Raw genomic sequence first — 22,784 nt, forward strand, 5'->3', positions numbered from 1 at the left:
TATCTGACTTATGCACATCAGCCCTTTTTGTCAGTTGGCCGTCACAGCTGTTGTCCCGGCACAGGTCAGCAAGCTAAGTCATTGATCGGATAATGCTTAGTGTGTTACGTGCCGATGTCACGGCCCATACCCCGCCGCACTGGGCGGCGGGCCGGGCGATTGCCCACAGAGTTATCCACAGGCCTGTGGAGAACCTGCCCCCGCGCCGCAGGCCCGGCGCCACAGGCCCTTTCTGCTAGGATTACCGGTTCCATATCCGTGTCGCGAAGCCCGTGAAACAAGAGCTCAAACAACTCGTCCTGCAGGCCATCGGCGCGCTGCGTGAGTCCGGCAAGCTGCCGTCCGATTTCGTCGCCCCGGTGTTCGTGATCGAGCGCACCCGCAGCCGCGAGCACGGCGATTTCGCGACCAATGCCGCCATGATGATGGCCAAGGCTGCCGGCCGTAAGCCGCGCGATATCGCCACCGACCTGGTCGAGGCCATGCCCGCCTCCCCGCTCGTGGGCAAGGTCGAGATCGCCGGCCCGGGCTTTATCAACTTCTTCCTGGCCCCGGCCGCCTTCCACGCCGAGATCTCGCGCGCCCTGGCGGAAACCGGAAAGTACGGCCAGAACAACGACGGCGGCGGCCGCACGGCGGGCGTCGAGTACGTCTCGGCCAACCCCACCGGCCCCCTGCATGTCGGCCACGGCCGCGCGGCGGCCATCGGCGACAGCATCAGCCGCCTGCTCGGGGCCACCGGCTACAAGGTCGCCCGCGAGTTCTACTACAACGACGCCGGCGTGCAGATCGCCAACCTGGCGCTCTCGACCCAGTGCCGGGCCAAGGGCATCGGCCCGGATGACGCCGGCTGGCCGGAAAGCGGCTACCGCGGCGATTACATCGCCGACGTGGCCCAGGCCTTCCTGGCGAAGGCATCGGTCGAAGCCGATGGCGAGGTGGTCACCGCCACGGGCGACGCCGATAACCTCGACGATGTGCGCCGCTTCGCCGTGGCCTACCTGCGCCACGAGCAGGACCTGGACCTGAAGGCCTTCGGCGTGTCGTTCGATGTCTACTACCTCGAGTCCTCGCTCTACAGCGAAGGCAAGGTGGACGAGACCGTGCGCGAGCTGGTCGCCCATGGCCACACTTATGAAGAAGGCGGTGCGCTGTGGCTGCGCTCCACCGATTTCGGTGACGACAAGGACCGCGTCATGCGCAAGTCCGACGGCACCTACACCTACTTCCTGCCCGACGTCGCCTACCACCGCACCAAGTGGCAGCGCGGCTACGAGCGCGCCATCACCGAGCTGGGCAGCGACCACCACGGTTCGCTGGCCCGCGTGAAGGCCGGCTTGCAGGCGCTCGATGCCGGTATCCCGAAGAACTGGCCGGAATACGTGCTGCACCAGATGGTCACCGTGATGAAGGGCGGCGAGGAGGTGAAGATCTCCAAGCGTGCCGGCTCGTACGTCACGTTGCGCGATCTCATCGATGAAGTGGGCCGTGATGCCACGCGCTACTTCCTCATTGCGCGCAAGGCCGACTCGCAGCTCGTCTTCGACATCGACCTGGCCCGTTCACAGACCAACGACAACCCGGTGTACTACATCCAGTACGCGCATGCCCGCGCCAGCCGCGTCTTCCGCGAACTGGCCGATCGTGGCCTCGCCACCGATCGCGGCAACGGCATCGCGAAGCTGCCCCTGCTCGACACCGAGCACGAGCAGGCGCTGATGTTCGAGCTGTCGCGTTACCCGGAAGTCGTCGAGGCCGCCGGCATCAATCTGGAACCGCACCTGATCGCCCAATACCTGCGCGAGCTCGCGGGCGCCCTGCACAGTTACTATCACGAGCACAAATGGATCGTTGACGACGCTGACCAGCGCGACGCCCGCCTTACGCTCGTGGCGGCGACGCAGCAGGTCCTTCGCAACGGCCTCGACCTGCTGGGCATCAGCGCCCCGGAGAGCATGTAATGGCAACACGCAAGAAGGGCAAAGGCCGCCAGGCGGTCCGCAACAGTTCCGGCGGCATGCCGGGCTGGGGCTGGGCGCTCATCGGCATCCTTGCCGGTGCCCTGCTCATGGCGTTCGCCATGAAGGGCAGCTTCATGCCCATGAAGAAGGATGGCCCCGAGGCCAACCCGCAGGCCACCGCGCAGAAGGGCAGCGATCCGGGCGTGGCTGACCAGACCCAGCCTGAGAAGGCCGACAACAAGCCGCATAAGCCGTCGTACGATTTCTACTCGGTGCTCTCCGAGAAGGAAGTGCGGATCCCGGATGCCGAGATCCACGCGCAGGCGAAGGCCGAGGCCCAGCAGAACCAGCAGCAGACGGCCGCCGCCCAGCAGCAGGCTCAGGCCGCACAGCAAGCCCAGGCAGCCGCCGCCGCTGCGCAGAAGCAGCAGGTCGATGCGGCCACGGCCAACCTGCCGAAGGCCAGCACGCAGACGGTTACGGCGACGCCCGCACAGACCCAGCAGGCTCCGGCCGCGTCGGGCGGCAGCGGGTATCTTCTGCAGGTAGGCGCGTTCCCGAGCGCCGCCGATGCGGAAGCGCTGAAGGCCAAACTCGCGCTGCAGGGCTTCATCGCCAACGTGCAGCCGGTGAAGGTGGGCGCGCAGACTTACAACCGCGTGCGCCTTGGGCCGTTCAAGTCGGCGACCGAACTGGAAGGCACGCAGCAGCGCCTGCAGTCGGCTGGCATCAAGGCCATTGCCCTGAAAGAAGGCAGCTGATCCACTGCCCGCCTGACGAAAAAACCCGCCTTTCGGCGGGTTTTTTTGTTTAGCTCTTGCGCTTCAGGCGGATCAGCGCGGAGATGTCGTCGTCGCCGTAGCCTTCGGACATCAGCTGGGCGAAGTCCGACAGGGACTGCTCGATGATCGTGCGGTTGGTGCCCGCATCGGCGGCGATGCCGCGGACGATGCCCAGATCCTTATGCAGCAGCGCCAGCTTGAAGCCCACCGAGAACTCGTTGCGCAGCATGGTGGCGCCGCGCTTTTCGAGGAACCAGTTGCCGGCCGCGCCAGCGCCGAGCGTCGGGATCAGGCGTTCCGGATCGAGGCCCAGCGCTTCACCCAGGGCCAGGCCCTCGGTCACGGCATGGGCGATACCCGCGACGAGCACCTGGTTCACCGCCTTGGTGGCCTGGCCGGCGCCCACCGGACCCATGTGGGTCACGCGGGCCGCATACGCTTCCAGCACCGGGCGTGCCGTTTCCAGCACGTCAGCGTCGCCGCCGACCATCACCGAAAGCTTGCCGTTCTTCGCGCCTTCGACGCCACCGGACACCGGGGCGTCGAGGAACGTGCCGCCCGCCTCGCCAATGATGCGTGCCGCCTTCTTCGCCGTATCCGGCGAGACCGTCGAATGGTCGACGACGATGGCACCCTTCTTCAGCGTCGGCGCCAGCGCTTCGACCACGCCGATCACATCGGCATCGGCGCTCACGCACACGGCGATCACATCGCAGCTCGACGCGATCGAGGCGAGATCCGGCGCCTGCACGCCCAGTTCCTGCGCCAGCGCATCAGCGCGGGCCTGCGTGCGGTTGCTCACCGCGGCGAGCAGGCCTTTCGCATGGAGGTGGCCGGCCATCGGGGCACCCATGGCGCCCAGCCCAATAAATGCAGCCTTCAAAGTCATCGCGTAGTTTCCGCCAGGTAGGTGTAGCCGGTGAGGCCCTTGTCGAGCGATGCGGCGAGTTCGTCAGCGACCGCGCCTTCGATGCCGGCCGCCTTGATGCGGTCGGCATACGTCTGGCGCAGCGCCTTCACGTCGTAGCCCACGTAATCGAGCATCAGGTCCGTCGTGTCACCACGGCGGATGTGCGCGAACTCGTAGCCCGAGGCCGTAGCGCGGACGTTCACCGCATCGGTATCGCCGAACAGGTTGTGGATATCGCCCAGGGTCTCCTGGTACGCGCCCACCATGAAGATGCCCAGGCGGTACGACTCGCCATCCTTCAGCGGATGCAGCGGCAGGCTCACGTCCACGCCTTCGGCGTCCACGTAGTGGTCGATGCGGCCGTCCGAATCGCAGGTGAGATCGGCGATGACGCCGCGACGGGTCGGTTCTTCGTCCAGACGGTTGATCGGCACGATCGGGAAGATCTGGTCGATGGCCCAGATATCCGGCACCGATTCGAACACCGAGAAATTCACGAAGTACTTGTCGACCAGCTTCTCGTCCAGGTCGTCCAGCGCCTGACGGTGGGCGCGCTCCGCCGGCAGCAGGCGCGGACGCACGGCGTTGGCGATGGCATAGAACAGGTCGTCGAGCGTGGCGCGGTCGCGCAGGTCGAGCTGGCCCAGTGCGTACAGCGCCTGGCCTTCGGCGAAGTGGTGCTGCGCTTCGTGGAACAGTTCGAGCGGCGGACGCTCATCCAGCTCGGCGTGGGTTTCACGCAGGTGGCGCAGCACGGCCGGCTCGTCCGCGCGCGGCGCGTCGATCGCGCCCGGCGGCACTTCTTCCACCTCGCTCACGTTCACCACCATCACCGCGTGGTGCGCGGTCATGGCGCGGCCGGATTCGGTGAAGATCGTGGGCGCGGGCATGCCGTGCTCGGCCACGGCCTCGGCCAGCGGCTGCACGATGCTGGCCGCGTACTGGCCCATGCTGTAGTTGATCGAATTGAAGCTGCGCGAACGGGTACCTTCGTAATCGACGCCCAGGCCACCGCCGACGTCGACCACATCGATGGGCACGCCCAGCTTGTGCAGCTCGATGAAGTAACGCACGGCTTCGCGCATACCCGCCGCGATATCGCGCACGTTCGAAATCTGCGAGCCCATGTGGAAGTGCTGCAGGCGCAGGGTGTGCTTCAGGCCGGCGGCATCCAGGCGCTCGATGAGCTCCAGCACCTGGCCGGGGCTGAGGCCGAACTTGCCCTTGTCACCACCGGTGTTCTGCCACTTGCCGGCACCGATCGAGGCCAGGCGCACGCGCACGCCGAGCAGCGGCTCGACATCCAGCGCCTTGGCTTCGGCCAGCACGTGGTCCAGCTCGGAGAGCTTTTCGATCACGATGTGCACGCGCAGGCCGAGCTTGCGGCCGATCAACGCCAGGCGCACGTACTCGCGATCCTTGTAGCCGTTGCAGACCACCATGCTGCCCGGGCGGGCATAGGCCAGCACGGCCATCAGCTCGGGCTTGGAACCGGCCTCGAGGCCGAAGCCCTGTTCGCCGGCGGCGACCAGCTCGCCCACGACGCCGCGCTGCTGGTTCACCTTGATCGGGTAGATCGCGGTGTAGCTGCCGGCGTAGTCGGCGTCGTCGATCGCTTTGCCGAAGGCTTCCTGCAGCTTGCGCAGGCGGTCGGCCAGGATATCGGGGAAGCGGACGAGCAGCGGCAGGCGCAGGCCTTCGGCCGTGGCCTGGGCCACGATGGCCGGCAGGTCGAGGGCCGGGCCCTCGTCGCCACGCGGGCGCATCTGCAGGTGGCCGTTGCCGGCCACGTCGACGTAGCCGTTGCTCCAGTGGGGGATCGCGTAGGTCAGCTTGGCGCGATCAATGGTCCAGTTCGCCATGGGGAGGCGGTCTCCAGGTGATGTTGTCGTGTCCCCTTGAGGGGGCGCGGAACAGTCGCAGCGGCGAACCTTGACGTAGAACGGGCCTGGGCAGCCGGGAGCCTCGCACGCCGCGGGGCCGACCAGACGGGGCCAGCCGTCCAAGACGGACGGCGGCTGACCTTCTATTGTAGCGGGCAGGGATGACATCCGTGTATCGCCCTGCGGCGACGCGGACCACCCGATCTTTCAGGGACTTGGCCGCTTTTTGCCCAAGAGCCGGTACAATCATCCGTTTCGCCCCCTTACCCGTTTCCAGGAACAAGCGTCATGTCGCAGCAGCAGCTCAGCTGGTTTACCGAGGCCCATCAGGCGTCGGGCTCCTCCATCGGTTACCGCGTCGAGCGCCTCCTGCACGCGGAGAAGACCCCGTGGCAGACGATCGAGATCTACCAGACCACCGATTGGGGCAACCTCATGGTGATCGACGGCTGCGTCATGCTGACCAGCCGCGACAACTTCCTGTACCACGAGATGATGACCCACCCGGCGCTGTTCACCCACGCCCGCGCCAAGCGCGTCGTCATCATTGGCGGCGGCGATTGCGGCACCCTGCGTGAGGTGCTCAAGCACGAGGAAGTCGAGAAGGCCACCCAGGTGGAGATCGACGAGCGTGTCACCCGCCTGGCCGAGGAGTACTTCCCGGAGCTGTGCGATTCGAACAACGACCCGCGCGCCGAGCTGCTCTTCATCGACGGCATCAAGTACATGGCCGAGGCCGATCCGGAATCGATCGACCTGATCATCGTCGACTCGACCGACCCGGTGGGCCCGGCCGAAGGCCTGTTCAACGCCGCGTTCTACGCCAGCTGCTTCAAGGCCCTGCGCCACGGCGGCATCCTGGTGCAGCAGTCGGAATCGCCGCTGGCCCACATCGAGCTGATCAAGTCGATGCGTTCGGCCATGCGCACCGCCGGCTTCAAGGCCGTGCGTACCCTGCCGTTCCCGCAGCCGTGCTACCCCACCGGCTGGTGGAGCTGCACCATGGCTCGCAAGGACGGCGACCTGTCCGGCTTCCGCGAGCGCGGCGCCATCAGCAAGGGCTTCCCGACCAAGTACTACAACGCCGATATCCACAAGGGCGCCCTCGCCCAGCCGGAATTCATGCGCGAGCAGCTTGGCGATTAATCGCCAAGCCGTAGGAGCTCACCCTGTGAGCGACGCCGTTCGCGAAAGCGCCACAGGGCCTGAATCGGTATCGCAAAAGCCCCACAAGCCCTGAAGTGGTATCGCGAAAGATGTCGCCCACAGGGTGGGCTCCTACGCAAATAAAAAAGGCGCCCCGAAGGGCGCCTTTTTTATTTGCTGCTTTCCACGTGGGATGGCTCCCACCCCGCCGGCGCCTCGGCCGGCATGCCGTAGGCACGCAGCGCGGCGAGCACCACGCTCATCTCGGTACCGCCGCTGCGGGCCAGCGCCAGCAGCTTCTGCGCGGTGACCTTGTCACCCTGGGCCTGGACATTGAGCTGGGCGAAGCGCTGCATCTGCCAGATCAGGTTGAGGCGGGCGGTCTTCGCGGACTGCTGGTCGGCCGCGTCGGACGAAAGCGTCTCGCGCAGGTGCAGGCCGAGCGAACGGCCGAGCGGGCTGCTGCCCCACTCCAGCACCTTGGCCAGCTTCAGGCAGTCGCCGACGATGGCGCTGTTTTCCTTGTTGGCCTCGCAGAACTTCGCCGTATTCTGGAATCCCGGCATCGGCTGCGCGCTGGCCAGGCCGAACACGATCACCATCTGCACACCGGCCGCGCCGGCGCCCTGCAGGGCGTTGAAGGTGTTGGGCGGCGGCGGCAACTGGCTCACCGAGTTGGCGAGCGCCTTCATGCTGGCGCCAAGGTAATCATCGTAGGTCTTGGCGTTGGCAGCCTTCGCCAGGTCGGCGCGGGCCGCGCTGGCATCGCCCTTGTGGTCATCGATGCCCAGCTTGAGAAGCCACACCGCGGCGTTATCCGGGGCCTGCTTCTCCAGCTCGGCGACGGCATCAGCGTTGGGGCAGCTATCGGCCTTGGCATCGCAATCGGCCAGGCGCACCCAGGTCACCCGCGGGCCGGCATCGGCATTACGCGACGCGCGCTCCAGCAGCGCGTGGTAGCTGAGCACCTCGGGCGGGTTAACCAGCGGGCGCGCCAGCAGGGCGGCACCCAGCAGGGGCTCGGCCTCGGTACGCAGCGCCAGCACGCTGGCCAGGTCCTTCTGGAACTGCAGGAGGGCCTGGGTCTGGTCCTTCTGTGCCTTCTGCTCGGCCTTGGAAGGCGCCGCCGCAGGCGCGCCAGGCCAGGAAGTAGCGGCCAGCGCCGGCAGCGAAAGCAGGCTGGCGACCGCCAGGGTAAGGACACGCCGTCCCCTCATGGGACATCTCCGTGAAATAAAACGACAAGGATACGGCCGCAGGATGAACGGAAGCTGCGGCCCTTTGGCTTCACACATGGGCGACATTGTTACCATCGGACGCAGCGCGGGGGGAACATGCCAGCTAACGGCCGCATGACCGATGCATCAATCCTGCGATAGAACAGGAGCTTACAATGGATCAATTCGCCATCTTCGCCAGCGAACGCGCGGGCTTTTTCGTCGGCTGGGGCACCCTGTCCCTCATCAACGCGGGTCTGGCGCAGGGTAAGAACCGCAGCGGCCTCGTCTGGTTCCTGCTTTCCATCATCCTCGGCCCGCTGGCCACCCTCATCCTGGTGCTCTTGCCCAAGGTGCGTACAAAGCTCTTTTGATCCGCCACCCGGCCTGTGTAGGCTAGGGCCCTCCCCATGGCAGGTGCTCGCGGATGCTTACGACGCTCGTGGCAAGCAGCAAGGGTGGTTGCGGTAAGTCGACGCTGGTCACCCAGCTCGCCTCGTACTGGTCACAGGCTGGCAAGCACGCGGCCATCATCGATGCGGACCGGCAACACTCCAGCCTGCGCTGGGCCGGCCGCCGCCCCGAGAACGTCCCGTCGGTCACCGCCATCGAAGGCAGCCGCAAAGCCTTCGACCGGCTCTCGGACGACATCCAGCGCGTCATGATCGACATGCCGGCGGGCATGGACGAAAAGGACATGGAGCCCTACCTCGACAAGGCCGATGTCATCCTCGTCCCGGTGCTCCCTTCCACGTTCGATCTCGACGCAACGCTGGATTTTCTCAAGATCCTGCAAGGCATCCCCCGGGTGAAGCGTGGCAAGCTGCCCGTGGGCCTGGTGGGCAACCGCCTGAAGCCGTGGACCAACGCCAGCCAGCAAGCCATGGCGGATCTGGCCGAACAGGCCCCGTTCCCCGTGGTGGCTGAACTGCGTGATTCGCAGGCTTACGTCTTGCTCACGGCGCTCGGTAAGGGCATCTTCGACTATCACTCGGAAAACGTACGCGGCCACCAGGACGACTGGGCGAAACTGCTTCGATGGATCAAGCGAAGCACCTGAGGCGTTAGAGGCAACCGCGACGGCAGGATCACGCCACTCACAGTGGCCTTAGCGGAGGACGGTACCCATGCGTGAACTCATTTTGCTGCGCCATGCCGAGGCGGATGCCCACGGCAAGGAAGGCAAGGACGACCGCGAGCGAAAACTCACCGAACACGGCCGCAACGAAGCCCGCGCCGCGGGCCAGTGGCTCTCTGAACACAAGATCAGCTACGACCGCGTGCTCTGCTCACCGGCCGAGCGCACCCGCGAAACGGCGGCACTGGCCCTGGGCCAGGTCGAGCCCGTTTACGAAGACACCATCTACGACGCCACCGTGGGCGATCTGTACGACCTGCTCGATAAGCAGGGCGATGCTGAACGCGTGGTGCTCGTTGGTCATAATCCCGGCATCGAGCAACTGGTAGCCTTCCTCGTCGAGGGACGCTCCGAGGATTATCGCGGCATGCCACCGGCCGGCATGGCCCGCCTTGCCTTCACGGGCAAGCTGGAACCCGGCAAGGCCACGCTCGAGACCTTCTGGTCGCCTCCCAACTAGTCCCCGTACGTCGAGTTCCTGATGCGTTTCCTGTTGTCGGCGATCGCAATGTTCTTCCTGACGTCGCCTGCGATCGCCGCCGACCTGCGCATCGACCCTGTCCGTTCGAAGGCCGACTTCTCGGTCCGCCTGCTCTGGGTCACCTCCGTCACGGGCCACTTCGAAGGGATCCGTGGCGATCTCACGACCGACCCGGCCACCGCCACCGCGGTGGTCCGGGCCGATATCGATTCCGAAAGCATCCGCATGGAATCCGCGCGCCTGCGCCGCTGGGTCCTGGCACCGGAGTTCTTCGATGCCGAACACCACCCCACCATCCATTTCGTCTCGGACCCCACGCCCATCACCCTGCTCAGCAAGGGCGGCGATGTGGCTGGCGACCTCACCATCCGCGGCGTCACCCGGCCGGTGACCTTCCGCCTGCTGGCCAACCAGTGTGAACCGGCCGCCATGGCCGGGTGCGTGCTGCAACTGCAGGGCATGATCGACCGCACCGAGTTCGGCATGCTCGGCCGTCGCGGCGCCCTGTCCGATCGCGTGAACCTGGGCATGGCCATCGTCCTTGAGGCACCCTAGGACGCTGCGCCGCACCCGCGGCTCACGTGGCGTTGCACCATTACCCCTATCATGCGCGGCATGCGCCGCCTCCTCGTGTTACTTGCCCTTGCCGCCACGCTGGTTACCGGCGGCTGTTCGCTTTCGGCGGCCCGCATCCAGAAAGCCGATGCCGTCGTGTCACTTACCGTCGACCGCCAGGTGACGTGCGCCCAGCCCGATCGTTGCGCCGAGCCCTCGCCACTGATGGACGCCGCTCGCGAGGCCAACAGTGCTTCGACGGCGGACCTGCCCGTGCACGTGGCCACCCTGCTGGAAGATGGCGAAGCCGCCCTCGCCGCCCGCGTCAACCTGATCCGCGCGGCCCAGCAGACGATCGATGTGCAGACCTACATCTGGGAGCAGGACGACGCCGGCAAGCTGATGCTCGATGAGCTGGTGGCCGCCGCCCGCCGCGGCGTCCACGTGCGCATCCTGGCTGACCAGCTGTTCTCCTTCCGCGACCCGGGCCTGCTCGCCGGCCTGGCCCGCGCCAGCAGCAACATGGAAATTCGCCTGTACAACCCGACGTTCTCCAGCGCGCGCACCCCGCCGCTGGAATTTGCGGCCGGCATCGTGTGCTGCTTCTTCCGCTTCAACCAGCGCATGCACAACAAGCTCATCGTGATCGACGACCTCGTCGGCATTACCGGCGGCCGCAACTATGAGGATCGCTACTTCGACTGGGACCCGGTCTTCGACTACGTCGACCGCGACGTGATGATCGGCGGCCCTGCGGCCAAGGCCATGGGCGCCAGCTTCGACCAGTTCTGGAACCACAAGCGCGCCGTGCCGCTGACCCACCTTCGCGATGTGAACCGCGAGCTGGTGGCCGATACCGACGACAAGAAGCAATGGACGGTGCCGACTTACGACAATCCCGGTCGCGTCGCCGAACTGATCGCCCACGCCGAGGACCCGGCCTGGCTCGACGAACGCCTGGTGAGCGCCTCGCTGCGGCTCAATCGCGTGGAATACCTCTCCGACCTGCCGGGCAAGACCGACGAACCCAAGCGCCGCGAAGCCCGCGCCCTCACTCGCCATATCATGGGCCTGGTGCGGAATGCCAAGAGCGAGGTGGTGCTGCAGACGCCCTACCTGGTGATGAGCAAACCGGCGAAGAAGATCTTCAGCAACCTGCACCAGCAGCCTGAACCGCCACGCGTCGTCGTCTCGACCAACTCGCTCGCATCGACCGACGCCTTCGCCGTGTATGCGATGTCGTACAAGCACCGCAAGCGCTACCTCACCGATTACGGCTTCGAGATCTACGAGATGAAGCCGCATCCGTCGAACGCCGACCGGGATGCGCTCGAAGGCCAATCCAACGCCATCGCGACGCCGCCGATCAACCGGCCGGTGGGCTCCGGCGGTGGCAGCCGGCGCATGACTCGCGCGGAACGACAGCAGGCGGCTGCGGCCAACGGGCCCTCGGAAAGCACCGGCTTTCTTTCAGCGGGACGGCGCTATGGGCCGAGCGCCCGCCATCGTCCCGCGCCGCTGTACACCGCCGGCGTGCGCTTCGGCCTGCATGCCAAATCCATCGTGGTGGATGACACCTTCGCCATGGTCGGCACGCACAATTTCGATCCGCGCTCCGACCACTACAACACCGAAGCCGGTGTGATCATCTACGACAAGCGCTTCGCCGACCGCCTGCGCGGGTCGATCATGCAGGACACCGAACCCGGCAATGCCTGGGTCATCGGGCCGCGACAGAAGACGATCCCGGTGCTGTCCGAGGTGAACGAGTTCATCGGCGACGTCTCCGAGCGCCTGCCGTTCTTCGACCTGTGGCCGTTCCGCTACGCCACCAGCTATGAACTGAAGCCGGGCTGCATTCCCATGCGCTGGACCGACCCGCAGTTCTTCGAGTGCTATGAGCCGGTCGGCGACTTCCCCGAAGTCGACGTGTCGCTCAAGGTCATCTACACCCGCATGATCACCGCCTTCGGCTCAGCGTCCTCGGGCATCCTCTAAATCAGGATCAGAGGGGATCGGTGAGTTCGAAGCGGATTGGCAGATCCGAGGTGTAACGCGACGCGCGCTCGGCAGCGGCGAAGCGCCAGTTGCGCACGGCTTCTTCGGCGGCATCGTCCAGCGACGGATCGCCGCTGGAACGGCCCACGCTCACCGAGGTGACATCGCCCTCGGGCGTAACCGTCACACTCAACACCACCTGCCCCTCGCGGTGCGCACGCAGCGCTTCCATCGGGTAACGCGGGGAAGGCATGTACACCGGCACCAGCGGCTCGGCCTTGGCGACCGGCGCAGCCTCCGACGACACGGCGTCGGCCGCGCGGGCCTTCGCAGCGGCGGTACGACGCATCGCCGACTCCGCCGCCAGATCCACCACCGCCCGCGTGCGCAGCCGTTCCGGCGGGGTCGCGGTCACAGCGGGCCGCTCACCTACGGTTTTCGGCATCAACGCCGGCGCGGTGCCCGGCATCACCACTTCCGCAAACTGGCGAGTCGCCGGCGCGCGCTCATAGGTGAGCGCGGTGAGCCAGCTCGTGGCGGCGATGCCGATAAGCAGCCCGAAGGCGCTGAGCGAGGTGCTGGTGCGAAGTAGAAGCATGCGGAGCCGTTTACGGACGTTCGAGGATCGCCGTGACACCCATGCCACCGGCGGTGCAGATCGAGATCAGGCCGCGGCCCGAACCCTTCTGCTCCAGCATCTTTGCCAGGGTGGCGACGATGCGCGCACCCGTGGCCGCGAAGGGGTGCCCCGCGGCAAGACTGGAACCGTTGATGTTGAGCTTCGCCGGATCGATGGACCCCAGCGGGGCATCGAGGCCCAGCCGGTTCCGGCAATAATCCTCCGACTCCCATGCACGCAATGTGCACAACACCTGCGCGGCGAACGCCTCGTGGATCTCGTAGAAGTCGAAATCCTGCAAGGTGAGGCCATGGCGCTTGAGCATGCGCGGCACCGCGACGGTCGGGGCCATGAGCAGGCCTTCGCCGTGCACGAAGTCGACCGCCGACACCTCGGCATCAAGGAAATACGCCTGGATCGGCAGGCCACGGGCGGCCGCCCACTCCTCGCTGGCCAGCAACACGGCGGCTGCGCCATCGGAGAGGCCGGTGGAATTACCGGCGGTGAGCGTGCCCTGGCCCGAGGTCTTGTCGAACGCGGGCTTCAGCGAGGAAAGCTTCTCGAGCGTGGAATCCGCGCGCAGGAAACCATCGCGCTTGAGGCCGCGGAACGGCACGACCAGGTCGTCGAAGAAGCCGGCATCGTAAGCGGCGCCCAGCTTCTTGTGGCTCGCCAGCGCCAGCTCATCCTGCTCCACGCGACCGATGTGCCATTCCTTCGCCATCATCTCGCAGTGGTCGCCCATCGACTTGCCGGTGCGCGGCTCGGCCACGCCCGGGAACGAGGGCTTCAGTTCCTTGAACGAAAAACCGCGCGTGGCGACCTGGAATTTCTCCTTCAGAGTCTTCGCCCGGTTGAGCGCCAGCAGGCGCTTGCGGAATTTCTGCCCGTAGACGATGGGCACGTCGCTGGTGGTATCCGAACCGCCGGCGATACCGGCCTCGATCTGCCCCGTGGCGATCTTGTTGGCGATGATGATGGCGTTATCGAGCGAGGTACCGCAGGCGCGCGCCGTGGTGATACCCGGCGTGGTCGGCGCCAGGCCGGAGGAGAGCACCGCCTCGCGGGCCACGTTCCAGTCCGAGGCGTGCTTGATGACGGCGCCCATGGCGACCTCGCCCAGCTCCACGCCATGCAGGCTGAATTTCTCGACCAGGGAACCCAACACCTTGACGGACATGCCAAAGTTGCCGACTTCCGCATAAGCGGTGTTGTTGCGGCAGAAGGGAATGCGGACGCCACCGACCACACCCACGCGCTTTTGCGACTTTTCCATGCTCAAGGGACTGTCCGAAAACCTGAAGAATGAGGCCCGACCGGATAACGATCGAAGCCAAAGGGATCGCGGACGCCGACGTTCGCCGACGAACCGGGTATCGGCAAGGCTAACCCGCATCCCCTTCCAACGAAAGGGCAAACGTCGCAATGGTAGAATTGCGTTCCTTTGCCGTTGTGGAATTGCGTCGTGTCCGAGCCGCTGATCGCCTGCCCCGCCGTCCTGGCGCTGGAACTGGTCCCGGGCGAAGCCCCCGATCGCCTCGAGCTCACCCGCGATGAAGCCCAGGAACTGGCGGCGCTGATGGCCGAGGACCTGCGCGCCCTGCTGCCCGATATCGAAGCCTCGCGCTTCGCCGTGGCTGGCGCCCTGTTCGATGGCGTGGAGCTGCTCCGCCCCGGTTTCCCCGTGTTCGCCACGCTCGATGAGCTGGCTCGCCGCATTCCCCGGGTCACCACCCAGGGCGGTGTGGTGGCCTTTGGCACCCACGAGGGCCACATGCCCGCCCAGCCGCTCGTGCCGGATCCGCGCTACGCCGGCGGCCCGATGCGCCTGGTGCCGTGGATGCTGCTGGCCCCGGAAGACCAGGCCGACGAGCTCACCCAAGCCATGGAAACCGCCCTCGTGGGCAAGGGCGAAGCCGGCCAGCGCACGGCCGATTTCCTCATGCGCACGCTCGGCATCCGCCTGGAACACGCCCGCTACCTGAGCCGTGACGACCTGCTGGCGCTCACCTGCGTGCAATACGAACACGTGAACCTGGCACCCCTGTGGACCATGCTCGAGGCCGCCCTGCTCACGCCGTACCGGGACGAGACCGCCATGGGCTCGCGCGGCCTGCCGCTGCGCTACGCGGAAGGCCGGGTCAGCGTGCCGGGCATCGCCGGCTGGTTCGCCCGCGACGGTATCCAGCGCGAAAACCCCGCCCACGAGCTGGCCGGCACCCTGTTCGAGCTGCGCCAGTACGCCGCCCTGCTCGCCGCCCACCACGTGCCCCTGCACCTGGAAGGCGACCCGGCCTCCACCGCCGGTTACCTCATCGAAGCGTTGGCCGACGCCGATCCCGCCCAGCCGGCACCGCAGCTCTACGCCCATGAGGCGGCCGGCCTGGGCATGGCCGCCATCACGGTGGCCCAGCCGGTGCCCGGTAAAGCCCGGATCCTCGCCCACGGCTACCCGCTGGAGCCCAACGCGCTGGCTCCGCTGCTCGACGCCCTGGCCCACCGCTTCGGCACGGACCGCGAGCTCCACACCCTGGGCCGCATGCTCCTGGACGACACCGGCGCTCTGACCGCCCCGGCCCCCTCGCTGCACTAATAACCCGTAGGAGCCCACCCTGTGGGCGATATCTTTACGCGATCGCGCAACAGGCCCTGTAGCGGTGTCGCGAACGGCGTCGTCCACAGGGTGGGCTCCTACACAGAGCGGTGATGTACGGGTGTACGTTGAGGCACTAGAGTGAGCCAACACTGATTCGGCTTTTCCTATGCCCTTGCCCGACGAGCTCACCCCCGTGGATTGGCCTGCGTTCCTGCTGGAACGCGCGCCCGCCATGCTCGCCTACATCGGGACCGATAAGCGGCTGCGCTATGCGAGCCCTGCGTATCGTGCGTGGATGGGCATCACCGACGATGCGGTTGAAGGACGCCTGCTAAAGGAAGTGATTCCGGCCGATCTCTATCCTCGGATCGAACCGGGCGTCATCGCCGCGCTCACCGGCACGCCGGTCATCGCCGATCGCGAGCTTCGCCGTGAAGACGTGCACCGTTACGCGCAAGCCAGCTTCTCGCCTGACCTTGATGATGAGGGCCGGGTACGCGGCGCCTTCGTCGTGCTCGCCGACATCTCCGATCGCCGTGCGCTTGAGGCACGCCTCAAGGAAAGCGAGCGCCGTTTCGCCCAGGCCTTTCGCCACGCGGCCATCGGCATGGCGCTCGTGCTACCCGATGGGCGCTGGCTGCAGGTCAACGACGCCATGTGCGCCATGCTCGGCTACCGCGAAGATGAGCTGCTCACGCGGAGCTTCCAGGACATCACCCATCCGGAAGACCTCGCCGTTGATCTCGGCCTGCTGAACCAGGTGCTCAGCGGCGAACGCGCGTCGTATCACATGGAAAAACGCTACCTGCACCGCGATGGCCATATCGTGCACGCGATGCTCAGCGTCTCGCTGGTTCGCGACGACCACGGTCAACCGCTTTACTTCGTCTCGCAGGTGCAGGACATCAGCGAGCGCAAGGCCTTCGAAGACGCGCTGTTCCGTGAGCGCGAACTGGCGGAAGTCACGCTGAAATCCATCGGCGATGCGGTGATCACCACCGACCCGGACCTCCGCGTCACCTCGCTCAACCCCATCGCCGAAGCCATGACCGGCTGGTCAAGTCACGAAGCCGTGGGCCGGCCCATGGACGATATCTTCCAGCTACGCGATCCGCTCACCCGGCGCCCCATCGCCAACCCGCTGCTCACGGCAGTGCAGAAGAACACCATCATCGGCCTCACCACCGATGCGATCCTCGTGCATCGCAATGGTTTCGATAGCCCGATTGAAGACTCGGCCGCGCCCATCCACGACCATGCCGGCAATGTCGTCGGCGGCGTGGTCGTGTTCCACGACGTGAGCGAAACGCGTGCCCTCGCGTTGAAGATGGCCCACCTCGCCCACCATGACACGCTCACCGGCCTGCCCAACCGCGCGCTACTGCAATCACGCATGGAATTCGCGGTCACGGTGGCCGCGCGACGCAAGCAGCGCTGCGCGTTGTTGTTCGTAGACATCGACCATTTCAAGCAGATCAACGACAGCCTCGGCCATGCCGCCGGCGATGCGCTGCTGCAGGAAGTGGCGCGACGTATCCGCTCGGCCGTGCGTGCCGACGACACCGTGAGCCGCCTTGGTGGCGATGAGTTCGTCGTGCTGCTTCCACACGTGGAAGACGGCGTCGATGCGGCTGAGGTCGCCGAGAAGGTGCTGCAGGCCTGCAATGAAGCGATCGGCCTGGAGGCCTCGGCGCTGGCCATCAGCTTCAGCATCGGCATCAGCCTGTACCCGGAAGACGCATTCGATGCGGAATCCATGCTGCGCAACGCCGATACCGCCATGTACGAAGCGAAGATGCAGGGCCGCAACGGCTACCGCTTCTTCAACGCCAGCATGAACGAGCGCAACACTGCCCGTGTGCGTATCGAGGTGGAGCTACGCAAGGCCCTCGCCCGCAATGAGCTGAGCCTGCACTACCAACCCAAGGTCGATGTCGACCTCGGCACCATCGTCGGCGCCGAAGCCCTGCTACGTTGGCAGGTCGATGGCGAAGATGTGTACACGCCCGAGCAATTCATCCCGGTGGCGGAGGATTGCGGGCTGATCGTGCCTATCGGTGAATGGGCGCTGCGCGAGGCTTGCCGCCAGACCCAGGCGTGGTCGACGACATACCGCCCGCTCTCGGTGTCCGTGAACGTTTCCGCGCTGCAGTTCCAGCACACGCGGTTCTTCGAATCGATGCAGGCGATCCTCGTGGAAACAGGCCTGCATCCCACACTGCTCGAGCTTGAAGTCACCGAGCGCACGGTGATGGAAGGCGGCGACCACATCGCCGAGCTTCTGCACCGGATCAAGGCGCAAGGCGTCTCGCTCAGCCTCGACGACTTCGGCACGGGCTATTGCAGCCTCTCGTACCTCAAGCACTTCCCGGTCGATACGCTCAAGATCGACCGCGCGTTCATCCGCGACGTGGCCTGGGATAACGACAGCGCCGCCATCGTCAGCGCCATCATCACGATGGGCAAAGGCATGAACAAGATGGTGCTCGCTGAAGGCGTGGAAAGCACCGAGCAAGCCGCGTTCCTCGGAAACGCCGGCTGCACCCAGATGCAAGGCTTCCTCTTCGGCCGTGCCGTACCGGCCCGCGAATTCGAAGAACGCATAGCCCGCGTAGACACCGGCCTCCACACCGCCTGACGCACCCGCTCTTGTAGGAGCGCGCTTGCGCGCGATGGGTGCTCGCGGCAACGTGAATCGCGCGCAATCGCGCTCCTACAAGAGCCGTTATTGCGTCAACGGCGCTTCGTACATGAAGTAATGGCAGCGCTCCATCCCAAGCCCACCATACGTCGCCTGCGCGCGCTCGTTCTCGGTCTCGACGTACAACCGCAAACCCACGGCACCTGCGCCTTCCGCCATCGCCTTCACATGGTGGTACATCGCCTTGAACACGCCATGCCGGCGCGCTTCAGCCACCACGTAAACACTCTGCACCCACCAGAAGTCGCCGCAACGCCAGTCGCTCCACTCGTAGGTCACGAGCAGGCAACCCACCGCCACGCCGTCGAGTTCCGCCACGAGATAAAAACCACGGCGCGGCTCGTCGAACACCGCACGCACACCGCGCCCGATCGTCGCCGGGTCGAGCGCCTTCTGCTCGGTCTCCCACGCCATGGCGATGTTCCAGCGAGCGATGTGGTCCGCGTCTTCGACGGCGGCGCGGCGTACTTCAAGCGTCATGTTTACTATCCGATGAGGGCCGCCGCTTGCGCGACGCGCCAAGTTTGCGTGTAAGCGTATTACGGCCGACGCCCAACGCGATGGCCGCCTGCTGGCGGTGGCCATCATTGGCGACCAGCGCCGCCTGAAGCAAGGTCTTATCCATGGCCTCGCGAGCGCGCGCGTGGATATCCGCCTCGCCCTGCGCGAGCGCGTCCTGTGCCCAGGCACGGAGCGCCTCGGTCCATTCACCCGTGCGCGAGCCACGCGCCGGAATAGCGCCAAGATCGGCGGCCTGGATCTCCACGCCAGGCGAGATCACCGCCAGGCGACGGCAAAGGTTTTCCAGCTCGCGGACGTTGCCGGGGTAATCGCGCTGTTCGATCAGCTTCATGGCGCCACGCGAGAAGCGCTTCGCCGGGAGGTTCAGTTCCGCCGCGGCTTGTGCCAGGAAGTGCCGCGCCAACAACGGCACATCGCCACGCCGCTCGCGCAACGACGGCAGCGGGATGCGGACGACGTCGAGGCGGTGCTTCAGATCGGGACGGAACAGGCCCTGTGCCGCGCGGGCTTCGAGATCCTGATGGGTTGCCGCGATAATACGCACGTTGCCGTGCATCAGCTCACGTCCGCCTACGCGGTAGAACTCACCACCAGCGAGCACGCGCAGCAGGCGCGTTTGCAGGCCGAGCGGCATGTCGCCGATTTCATCGAGGAACAGCGTACCGCCGTCGGCCTGTTCAAATCGGCCTGCCACGCGTCGCGTCGCACCGGTGAAGGCACCCGCCTCGTGGCCGAAGAGTTCGCTTTCCAGCAGCTCGGCAGGAATCGCCGCTGTGTTGAGCGCCACGTACGGCTTGCCCGCGCGCGAGCTTTCTTCGTGCAGCGCACGGGCCACCAGCTCCTTGCCCGTACCGGTCTCGCCGGTAATCAGCACGTTGAGGTCGCTCGCCGCCACACGGCCGATCAGGCGAAACACCTCGCGCATCGCCGCGCTCTCACCGATCAGCGCATGCGCGTCGCCACGCTGCAGCGGGATGCTGACCTCCTCATTTGCCGCCGCTAGCGCACGTTCTACCGTTTCCACGGCGAGATCGAGATCGAACGGCTTGGCAAGGTAATCCGCCGCGCCCGCGCGATACGCCGCCGCTGTCGTGGCCACATCGGTAAACGCGCTCATGACGATCACCGGGCCGATGTTCCGCCGGGTAAGGTCTTCCAGCAGTCGCAGACCGTTCTCGCCGGGCATGCGCACATCGGTCACGAGCAACGCCGGGCGGCTTTCTTCCAGCGCGGCACGCACCGCATCACCCGCGCTGAACTCACGCACGGCATGGCCGGCATCGCGCAGCGCTTCGGCCAATACAAAGCGCACGCCGCGGTCATCGTCGGCGATCCAGATCTCACTCATGCGGGCGCTCCATGGGGAGGTAGAGGGAGAACACCGTGTCGCCCGGGCGGCTCACGTAACGCAGGTCGCCGCCGTGCTCCAGGGCGATCTCGCGAGACAGCGCCAGGCCAAGGCCGGTGCCATCGGGGCGGCCGCTTACCAGCGGGTGGAACAACACATCACGCATCTCATCGGCCACGCCGGGGCCGTCGTCCATCACATCGACACGCAACGCCGCGCGCATCGTCCGGTCGCCCAGACGGGCACCGTGCTCAATGCGGGTACGCAAGGTGATCGTGCGGGCGCCGGCTTCACTGGCGTTGCGGGTGAGGTTGAGCAGCACCTGGAGCAGGCGATCGTTATCACCCGTGGTATCCGGCAGGCTCGGATCGAAGTCGTGGCGCACACGCGGCGCCTCCGCCTCGGCCGTCACCAGCCCCTCCAGGCGCTCCAGCAGTTCGTGGATATTCACCGGCCCGATCCGCGCCGCCCCGCCGTGGCGAAGCAGGCCATCGGCTAGCGCCGCGAGGCGGTCCGCCTCCGCGATCACCATGGCCGCCAGCTGGCGCTGGTCGCTATCGGCCAGACGCCGCTCCAGCAACTGCGCTGCACCGCGCAAGCCGGCCAGCGGGTTCTTCACCTCATGAGCGAAGCCGCGGAGGGTCGCGGAAAGCGGGGTATCGCTACCGCTGATGTCGGTCGCCAGCGGGTGGACCTCCACCAGCACCCGGCCATCGCCGATAGGCTGCATCGCCAGATCGGCCGTGACCTCCCGCCCCCGCGCCACCCCGAAGGTGACCCCGCGGAGGTTGTAGCCACGGCCTTCGGCAAGGGTTCGCTCGAGCTGGCCAGCCAGCAAGGGCTGCCTGAGCAAGAGGCCCAAGGGCTGGCCCACCGCCGTGCGCGGGCCCACGTCGAGGACCTCGCCCAGGGCAGGGTTGATCCAGAGGACGCGCAGGTCCGGGCCCACCACGGCAATGCCGGTGCCCAGCAGCGTTAGAAGCTCAGCCTGATCGGGTGCATGCATTGCACCAATTTAGGGAGGGTTTTGCTGCGGTGCAACTGGAGGGATTCCTAGACCGCGTTTACCTGAAGCTGGTATCACGCGTGGTTTCCTCCCACGCATCCATCGACTCTGCTAACTCAGTCAGGCGAGCACGGGCCTGGTCCAGCGCATCGCTTCCCAGAATCAGCCGCACAGGAGGCTCTGGCGACCGGAGCGCATCGATGAGCGCCCGTGCAGCCCGGTCGGGATCCCCCTGTTGCTTGCCGTGGGCCTCGAAGATGCCATCGCGAGCCTTGCCGGCGGTATCCGCATAGTCAGCGATCCGCGTCTCCGGCTGCTTCTGGGAGGAGAGCCCCCGGAAGTCCGTGAGGAAGGCGCCAGGTTCCACGACCATCGAACCAATGCCCAGCGGTGCCAGTTCCTTGGACAGCGCTTCGGACATGGCCTCCAGCGCGAACTTGGTCATGTTGTAGTAGCCCACCGCCGGATACGTCACAAAGCCGCCGATGGAGCTGATGTTGACCAGGAAGCCGGTGCGCCGCGCACGCATGCCCGGCAGTACGGCCTTGACCAGGTTGAGCGGGCCGAACGTATTGGTCTCGAACATGGCGCGTACGCCTGCATCCTCGCCTTCTTCGATAGCGCCGAAGTAGCCGAACCCGGCATTGTTCACCAGGACATCGATATGGCCGAAGTGCTGCTCGGCCTCGGCCACGGCGCGTTTGATCTGGGTCTCATTGGTGACGTCCAGCGTCGTCGCCAGCACCTGGTCGCCGTACCGCTCGGTCAAGGCGACCAGAGATCCAGCATCTCGTGCGGTAGCCACGACGCGATACCCCGCCTCCAGGGCCTGACGCGCAAATGCCAGACCCAAGCCCTTGGAACAACCAGTGATCAACCAGACAGCCTTTTCATTGAGCATCTTCATCCCTCGCTTGAGGCCGCGTCTCACGGCTTGACCAAAAGCCTACGCGGCTCAGATCATTTGATCATCGTGATCAATTTGGACGGACCATGAAAGCTGGTCAAAAGATCGCTTCTCGCTCGCTACCGGACCTGGCAGCCTTTGCAGCCGTCGCGGAGCACGGCAGCTTCACCCGGGCTGCGGGGCAACTAGGCATCTCTACATCCATGCTCAGTTACACCATCAAGCGGCTCGAGGGCAGTCTGGGAATGGCCCTGTTGAATCGGACAAGCCGGAGCGTATCCACGACCGAGGCGGGGCAGCGGCTGCTGGAAACGCTCGCGCCCGCGCTGGCCAGCATCGACGAGACGATCGACGGACTGGGACGGTCTCACGACCGGATCACGGGAAATATCCGCATCACCGCCACGCGGCAAGCTTACGAGGCGGTCATCCGGCCAATGCTGGACGAATTCGGAAGGCGACATCCAGAAGCTTCCGTGGAAGTGCTGATTGAGTACGGTTTCCGGGACATCGTGGCGGACCGCTTCGACGCTGGCGTGCGCCTGGGCGAGAAGCTCGCCGAAGATATGGTCGCCCTCCGGGTGAGCCCGGATCTGCGAATGGCGGTGGTTGCGAGTCCGGCGTATCTCGACGAACACCCCGCGGCCATCGTGCCTAAGGACCTCGCTCGCCACCGTTGCATCAATTACCGGATGGTGTCCGCCGACTCGGTCTATGCGTGGGAATTCGAAAAAGACAGCCGGCCGGTGCGAGTGGCCGTCACTGGGCCGCTAATCACTAACGAGCCCGACGTAATGCTCCAGGCTGCCCTGGACGGGCTGGGCGTGGCCTATGTTCTTCAGCACGAAGCCGAGGCATTCGTGCAGGCGGGGCGGCTGGCAAAGATGCTCGACGATTGGACGCCACCGTTCCCCGGATTTTATTTCTATTACCCGTCGCGCAGGCGCCAATCCGCTGCGCTTGAGGCGTTCGTGAGGCTGCTTAAGGAAAAGAGCGCGACATTTTGATAGCGCT

The 22,784-nt window shown here is 65.9% G+C and carries 20 protein-coding genes; 11 read left to right on the forward strand and 9 right to left on the reverse strand.

Features of this window, described 5'->3' with window-relative positions:
• Window positions 1-272: 272 nt before the first annotated feature.
• Together argS and L2Y96_RS21640 are read left to right on the forward strand one after the other, a co-directional pair.
• Window positions 273-1,961 carry an arginine--tRNA ligase gene (gene argS, locus L2Y96_RS21635; RefSeq protein ID WP_247330402.1) on the forward strand — a complete coding sequence of 563 codons (1,689 nt, stop codon included), beginning with the start codon at window positions 273-275 and terminating at the stop codon, window positions 1,959-1,961.
• Complete coding sequence (locus tag L2Y96_RS21640; RefSeq protein WP_247330403.1) at window positions 1,961-2,722, forward strand: SPOR domain-containing protein; 762 nt, start codon at window positions 1,961-1,963, stop codon at window positions 2,720-2,722. Before argS ends, L2Y96_RS21640 begins: the two co-directional genes overlap by 1 nt.
• Before the next feature lie 49 nt (window positions 2,723-2,771).
• Here L2Y96_RS21640 and L2Y96_RS21645 read toward each other — a convergent pair whose 3' ends face one another.
• A complete protein-coding gene (locus tag L2Y96_RS21645; RefSeq protein WP_247330405.1) occupies window positions 2,772-3,632 on the reverse strand; it encodes an NAD(P)-dependent oxidoreductase in 861 nt (286 codons plus the stop codon).
• Window positions 3,629-5,515 carry an arginine decarboxylase gene (gene speA, locus L2Y96_RS21650; protein WP_247330407.1) on the reverse strand — a complete coding sequence of 629 codons (1,887 nt, stop codon included), beginning with the start codon at window positions 5,513-5,515 and terminating at the stop codon, window positions 3,629-3,631. Before speA ends, L2Y96_RS21645 begins: the two co-directional genes overlap by 4 nt.
• 309 nt (window positions 5,516-5,824) lie before the next feature.
• On the opposite strand from speA, the gene speE reads away from it, so the two are divergent.
• Window positions 5,825-6,682 carry a polyamine aminopropyltransferase gene (gene speE, locus L2Y96_RS21655; protein ID WP_247330409.1) on the forward strand — a complete coding sequence of 286 codons (858 nt, stop codon included), beginning with the start codon at window positions 5,825-5,827 and terminating at the stop codon, window positions 6,680-6,682.
• A gap of 170 nt (window positions 6,683-6,852) precedes the next feature.
• On the opposite strand, the gene L2Y96_RS21660 is transcribed toward speE, so the two are convergent.
• Window positions 6,853-7,899 (reverse strand): hypothetical protein, encoded by a 1,047-nt coding sequence (locus L2Y96_RS21660; protein ID WP_247330411.1) that lies wholly within the window; start codon window positions 7,897-7,899, stop codon window positions 6,853-6,855.
• 176 nt (window positions 7,900-8,075) lie between these two features.
• Here L2Y96_RS21660 and L2Y96_RS21665 point away from each other — a divergent pair, with 176 nt between their 5' ends.
• The 5 genes from L2Y96_RS21665 (at window position 8,076) to L2Y96_RS21685 (ending at window position 12,071) form a co-directional block, all read left to right on the forward strand.
• On the forward strand, window positions 8,076-8,273 hold the full coding sequence (locus L2Y96_RS21665; RefSeq protein WP_247330413.1) for an antitermination protein NusB: 198 nt from the start codon (window positions 8,076-8,078) through the stop codon (window positions 8,271-8,273).
• Window positions 8,274-8,326: 53 nt separating this feature from the next.
• Entirely contained in the window at window positions 8,327-8,959 is a 633-nt protein-coding gene (locus L2Y96_RS21670) for a ParA family protein (RefSeq protein WP_247330415.1), read from the forward strand.
• Window positions 8,960-9,026: 67 nt separating this feature from the next.
• Window positions 9,027-9,497 (forward strand): SixA phosphatase family protein, encoded by a 471-nt coding sequence (locus L2Y96_RS21675; protein WP_247330417.1) that lies wholly within the window; start codon window positions 9,027-9,029, stop codon window positions 9,495-9,497.
• A gap of 21 nt (window positions 9,498-9,518) precedes the next feature.
• Window positions 9,519-10,073, forward strand: a complete 555-nt coding sequence (locus tag L2Y96_RS21680) for a YceI family protein (RefSeq protein ID WP_247330420.1) — start codon at window positions 9,519-9,521, stop codon at window positions 10,071-10,073.
• A gap of 60 nt (window positions 10,074-10,133) precedes the next feature.
• The gene (locus tag L2Y96_RS21685) at window positions 10,134-12,071 is read left to right on the forward strand and encodes a phospholipase D family protein (RefSeq protein WP_343218427.1); all 1,938 of its coding nucleotides are present in this window, start codon (window positions 10,134-10,136) and stop codon (window positions 12,069-12,071) included.
• A 7-nt stretch (window positions 12,072-12,078) separates the two neighbouring features.
• Here L2Y96_RS21685 and L2Y96_RS21690 read toward each other — a convergent pair whose 3' ends face one another.
• Both L2Y96_RS21690 and L2Y96_RS21695 read right to left on the reverse strand, forming a co-directional pair.
• Window positions 12,079-12,669 (reverse strand): energy transducer TonB, encoded by a 591-nt coding sequence (locus L2Y96_RS21690; protein ID WP_247330425.1) that lies wholly within the window; start codon window positions 12,667-12,669, stop codon window positions 12,079-12,081.
• Window positions 12,670-12,679: 10 nt separating this feature from the next.
• Complete coding sequence (locus L2Y96_RS21695; RefSeq protein WP_247330427.1) at window positions 12,680-13,966, reverse strand: acetyl-CoA C-acetyltransferase; 1,287 nt, start codon at window positions 13,964-13,966, stop codon at window positions 12,680-12,682.
• A gap of 189 nt (window positions 13,967-14,155) precedes the next feature.
• Between L2Y96_RS21695 and L2Y96_RS21700 the strand changes: the two genes are divergently transcribed.
• Both L2Y96_RS21700 and L2Y96_RS22990 read left to right on the forward strand, forming a co-directional pair.
• Window positions 14,156-15,283, forward strand: a complete 1,128-nt coding sequence (locus L2Y96_RS21700) for a hypothetical protein (RefSeq protein ID WP_247330430.1) — start codon at window positions 14,156-14,158, stop codon at window positions 15,281-15,283.
• Between the two features lie 169 nt (window positions 15,284-15,452).
• Window positions 15,453-17,924, forward strand: a complete 2,472-nt coding sequence (locus tag L2Y96_RS22990; RefSeq protein WP_283248856.1) for a GGDEF and EAL domain-containing protein — start codon at window positions 15,453-15,455, stop codon at window positions 17,922-17,924.
• 87 nt (window positions 17,925-18,011) lie between these two features.
• Here L2Y96_RS22990 and L2Y96_RS21720 read toward each other — a convergent pair whose 3' ends face one another.
• The 4 genes from L2Y96_RS21720 to L2Y96_RS21735 are packed head-to-tail and all read right to left on the reverse strand — an operon-like array spanning window position 18,012 to window position 21,770.
• Window positions 18,012-18,467, reverse strand: a complete 456-nt coding sequence (locus tag L2Y96_RS21720; protein WP_247330433.1) for a GNAT family N-acetyltransferase — start codon at window positions 18,465-18,467, stop codon at window positions 18,012-18,014.
• Window positions 18,457-19,857, reverse strand: coding sequence for a nitrogen regulation protein NR(I) (gene ntrC / locus L2Y96_RS21725; protein ID WP_247330435.1), 1,401 nt, complete (start codon window positions 19,855-19,857; stop codon window positions 18,457-18,459). The genes L2Y96_RS21720 and ntrC overlap by 11 nt, the downstream gene beginning before the upstream one ends.
• On the reverse strand, window positions 19,850-20,863 hold the full coding sequence (locus tag L2Y96_RS21730; RefSeq protein ID WP_247330436.1) for a two-component system sensor histidine kinase NtrB: 1,014 nt from the start codon (window positions 20,861-20,863) through the stop codon (window positions 19,850-19,852). The genes ntrC and L2Y96_RS21730 overlap by 8 nt, the downstream gene beginning before the upstream one ends.
• A 58-nt stretch (window positions 20,864-20,921) precedes the next feature.
• On the reverse strand, window positions 20,922-21,770 hold the full coding sequence (locus L2Y96_RS21735) for an oxidoreductase (RefSeq protein ID WP_343218428.1): 849 nt from the start codon (window positions 21,768-21,770) through the stop codon (window positions 20,922-20,924).
• 86 nt (window positions 21,771-21,856) lie between these two features.
• Here L2Y96_RS21735 and L2Y96_RS21740 point away from each other — a divergent pair, with 86 nt between their 5' ends.
• On the forward strand, window positions 21,857-22,777 hold the full coding sequence (locus L2Y96_RS21740) for a LysR family transcriptional regulator (RefSeq protein ID WP_247330440.1): 921 nt from the start codon (window positions 21,857-21,859) through the stop codon (window positions 22,775-22,777).
• Window positions 22,778-22,784 lie beyond the last annotated feature (7 nt).

It is taken from the genome of Luteibacter aegosomaticola, from assembly GCF_023078475.1.
GTDB classification, from domain to species: domain Bacteria; phylum Pseudomonadota; class Gammaproteobacteria; order Xanthomonadales; family Rhodanobacteraceae; genus Luteibacter; species Luteibacter aegosomaticola.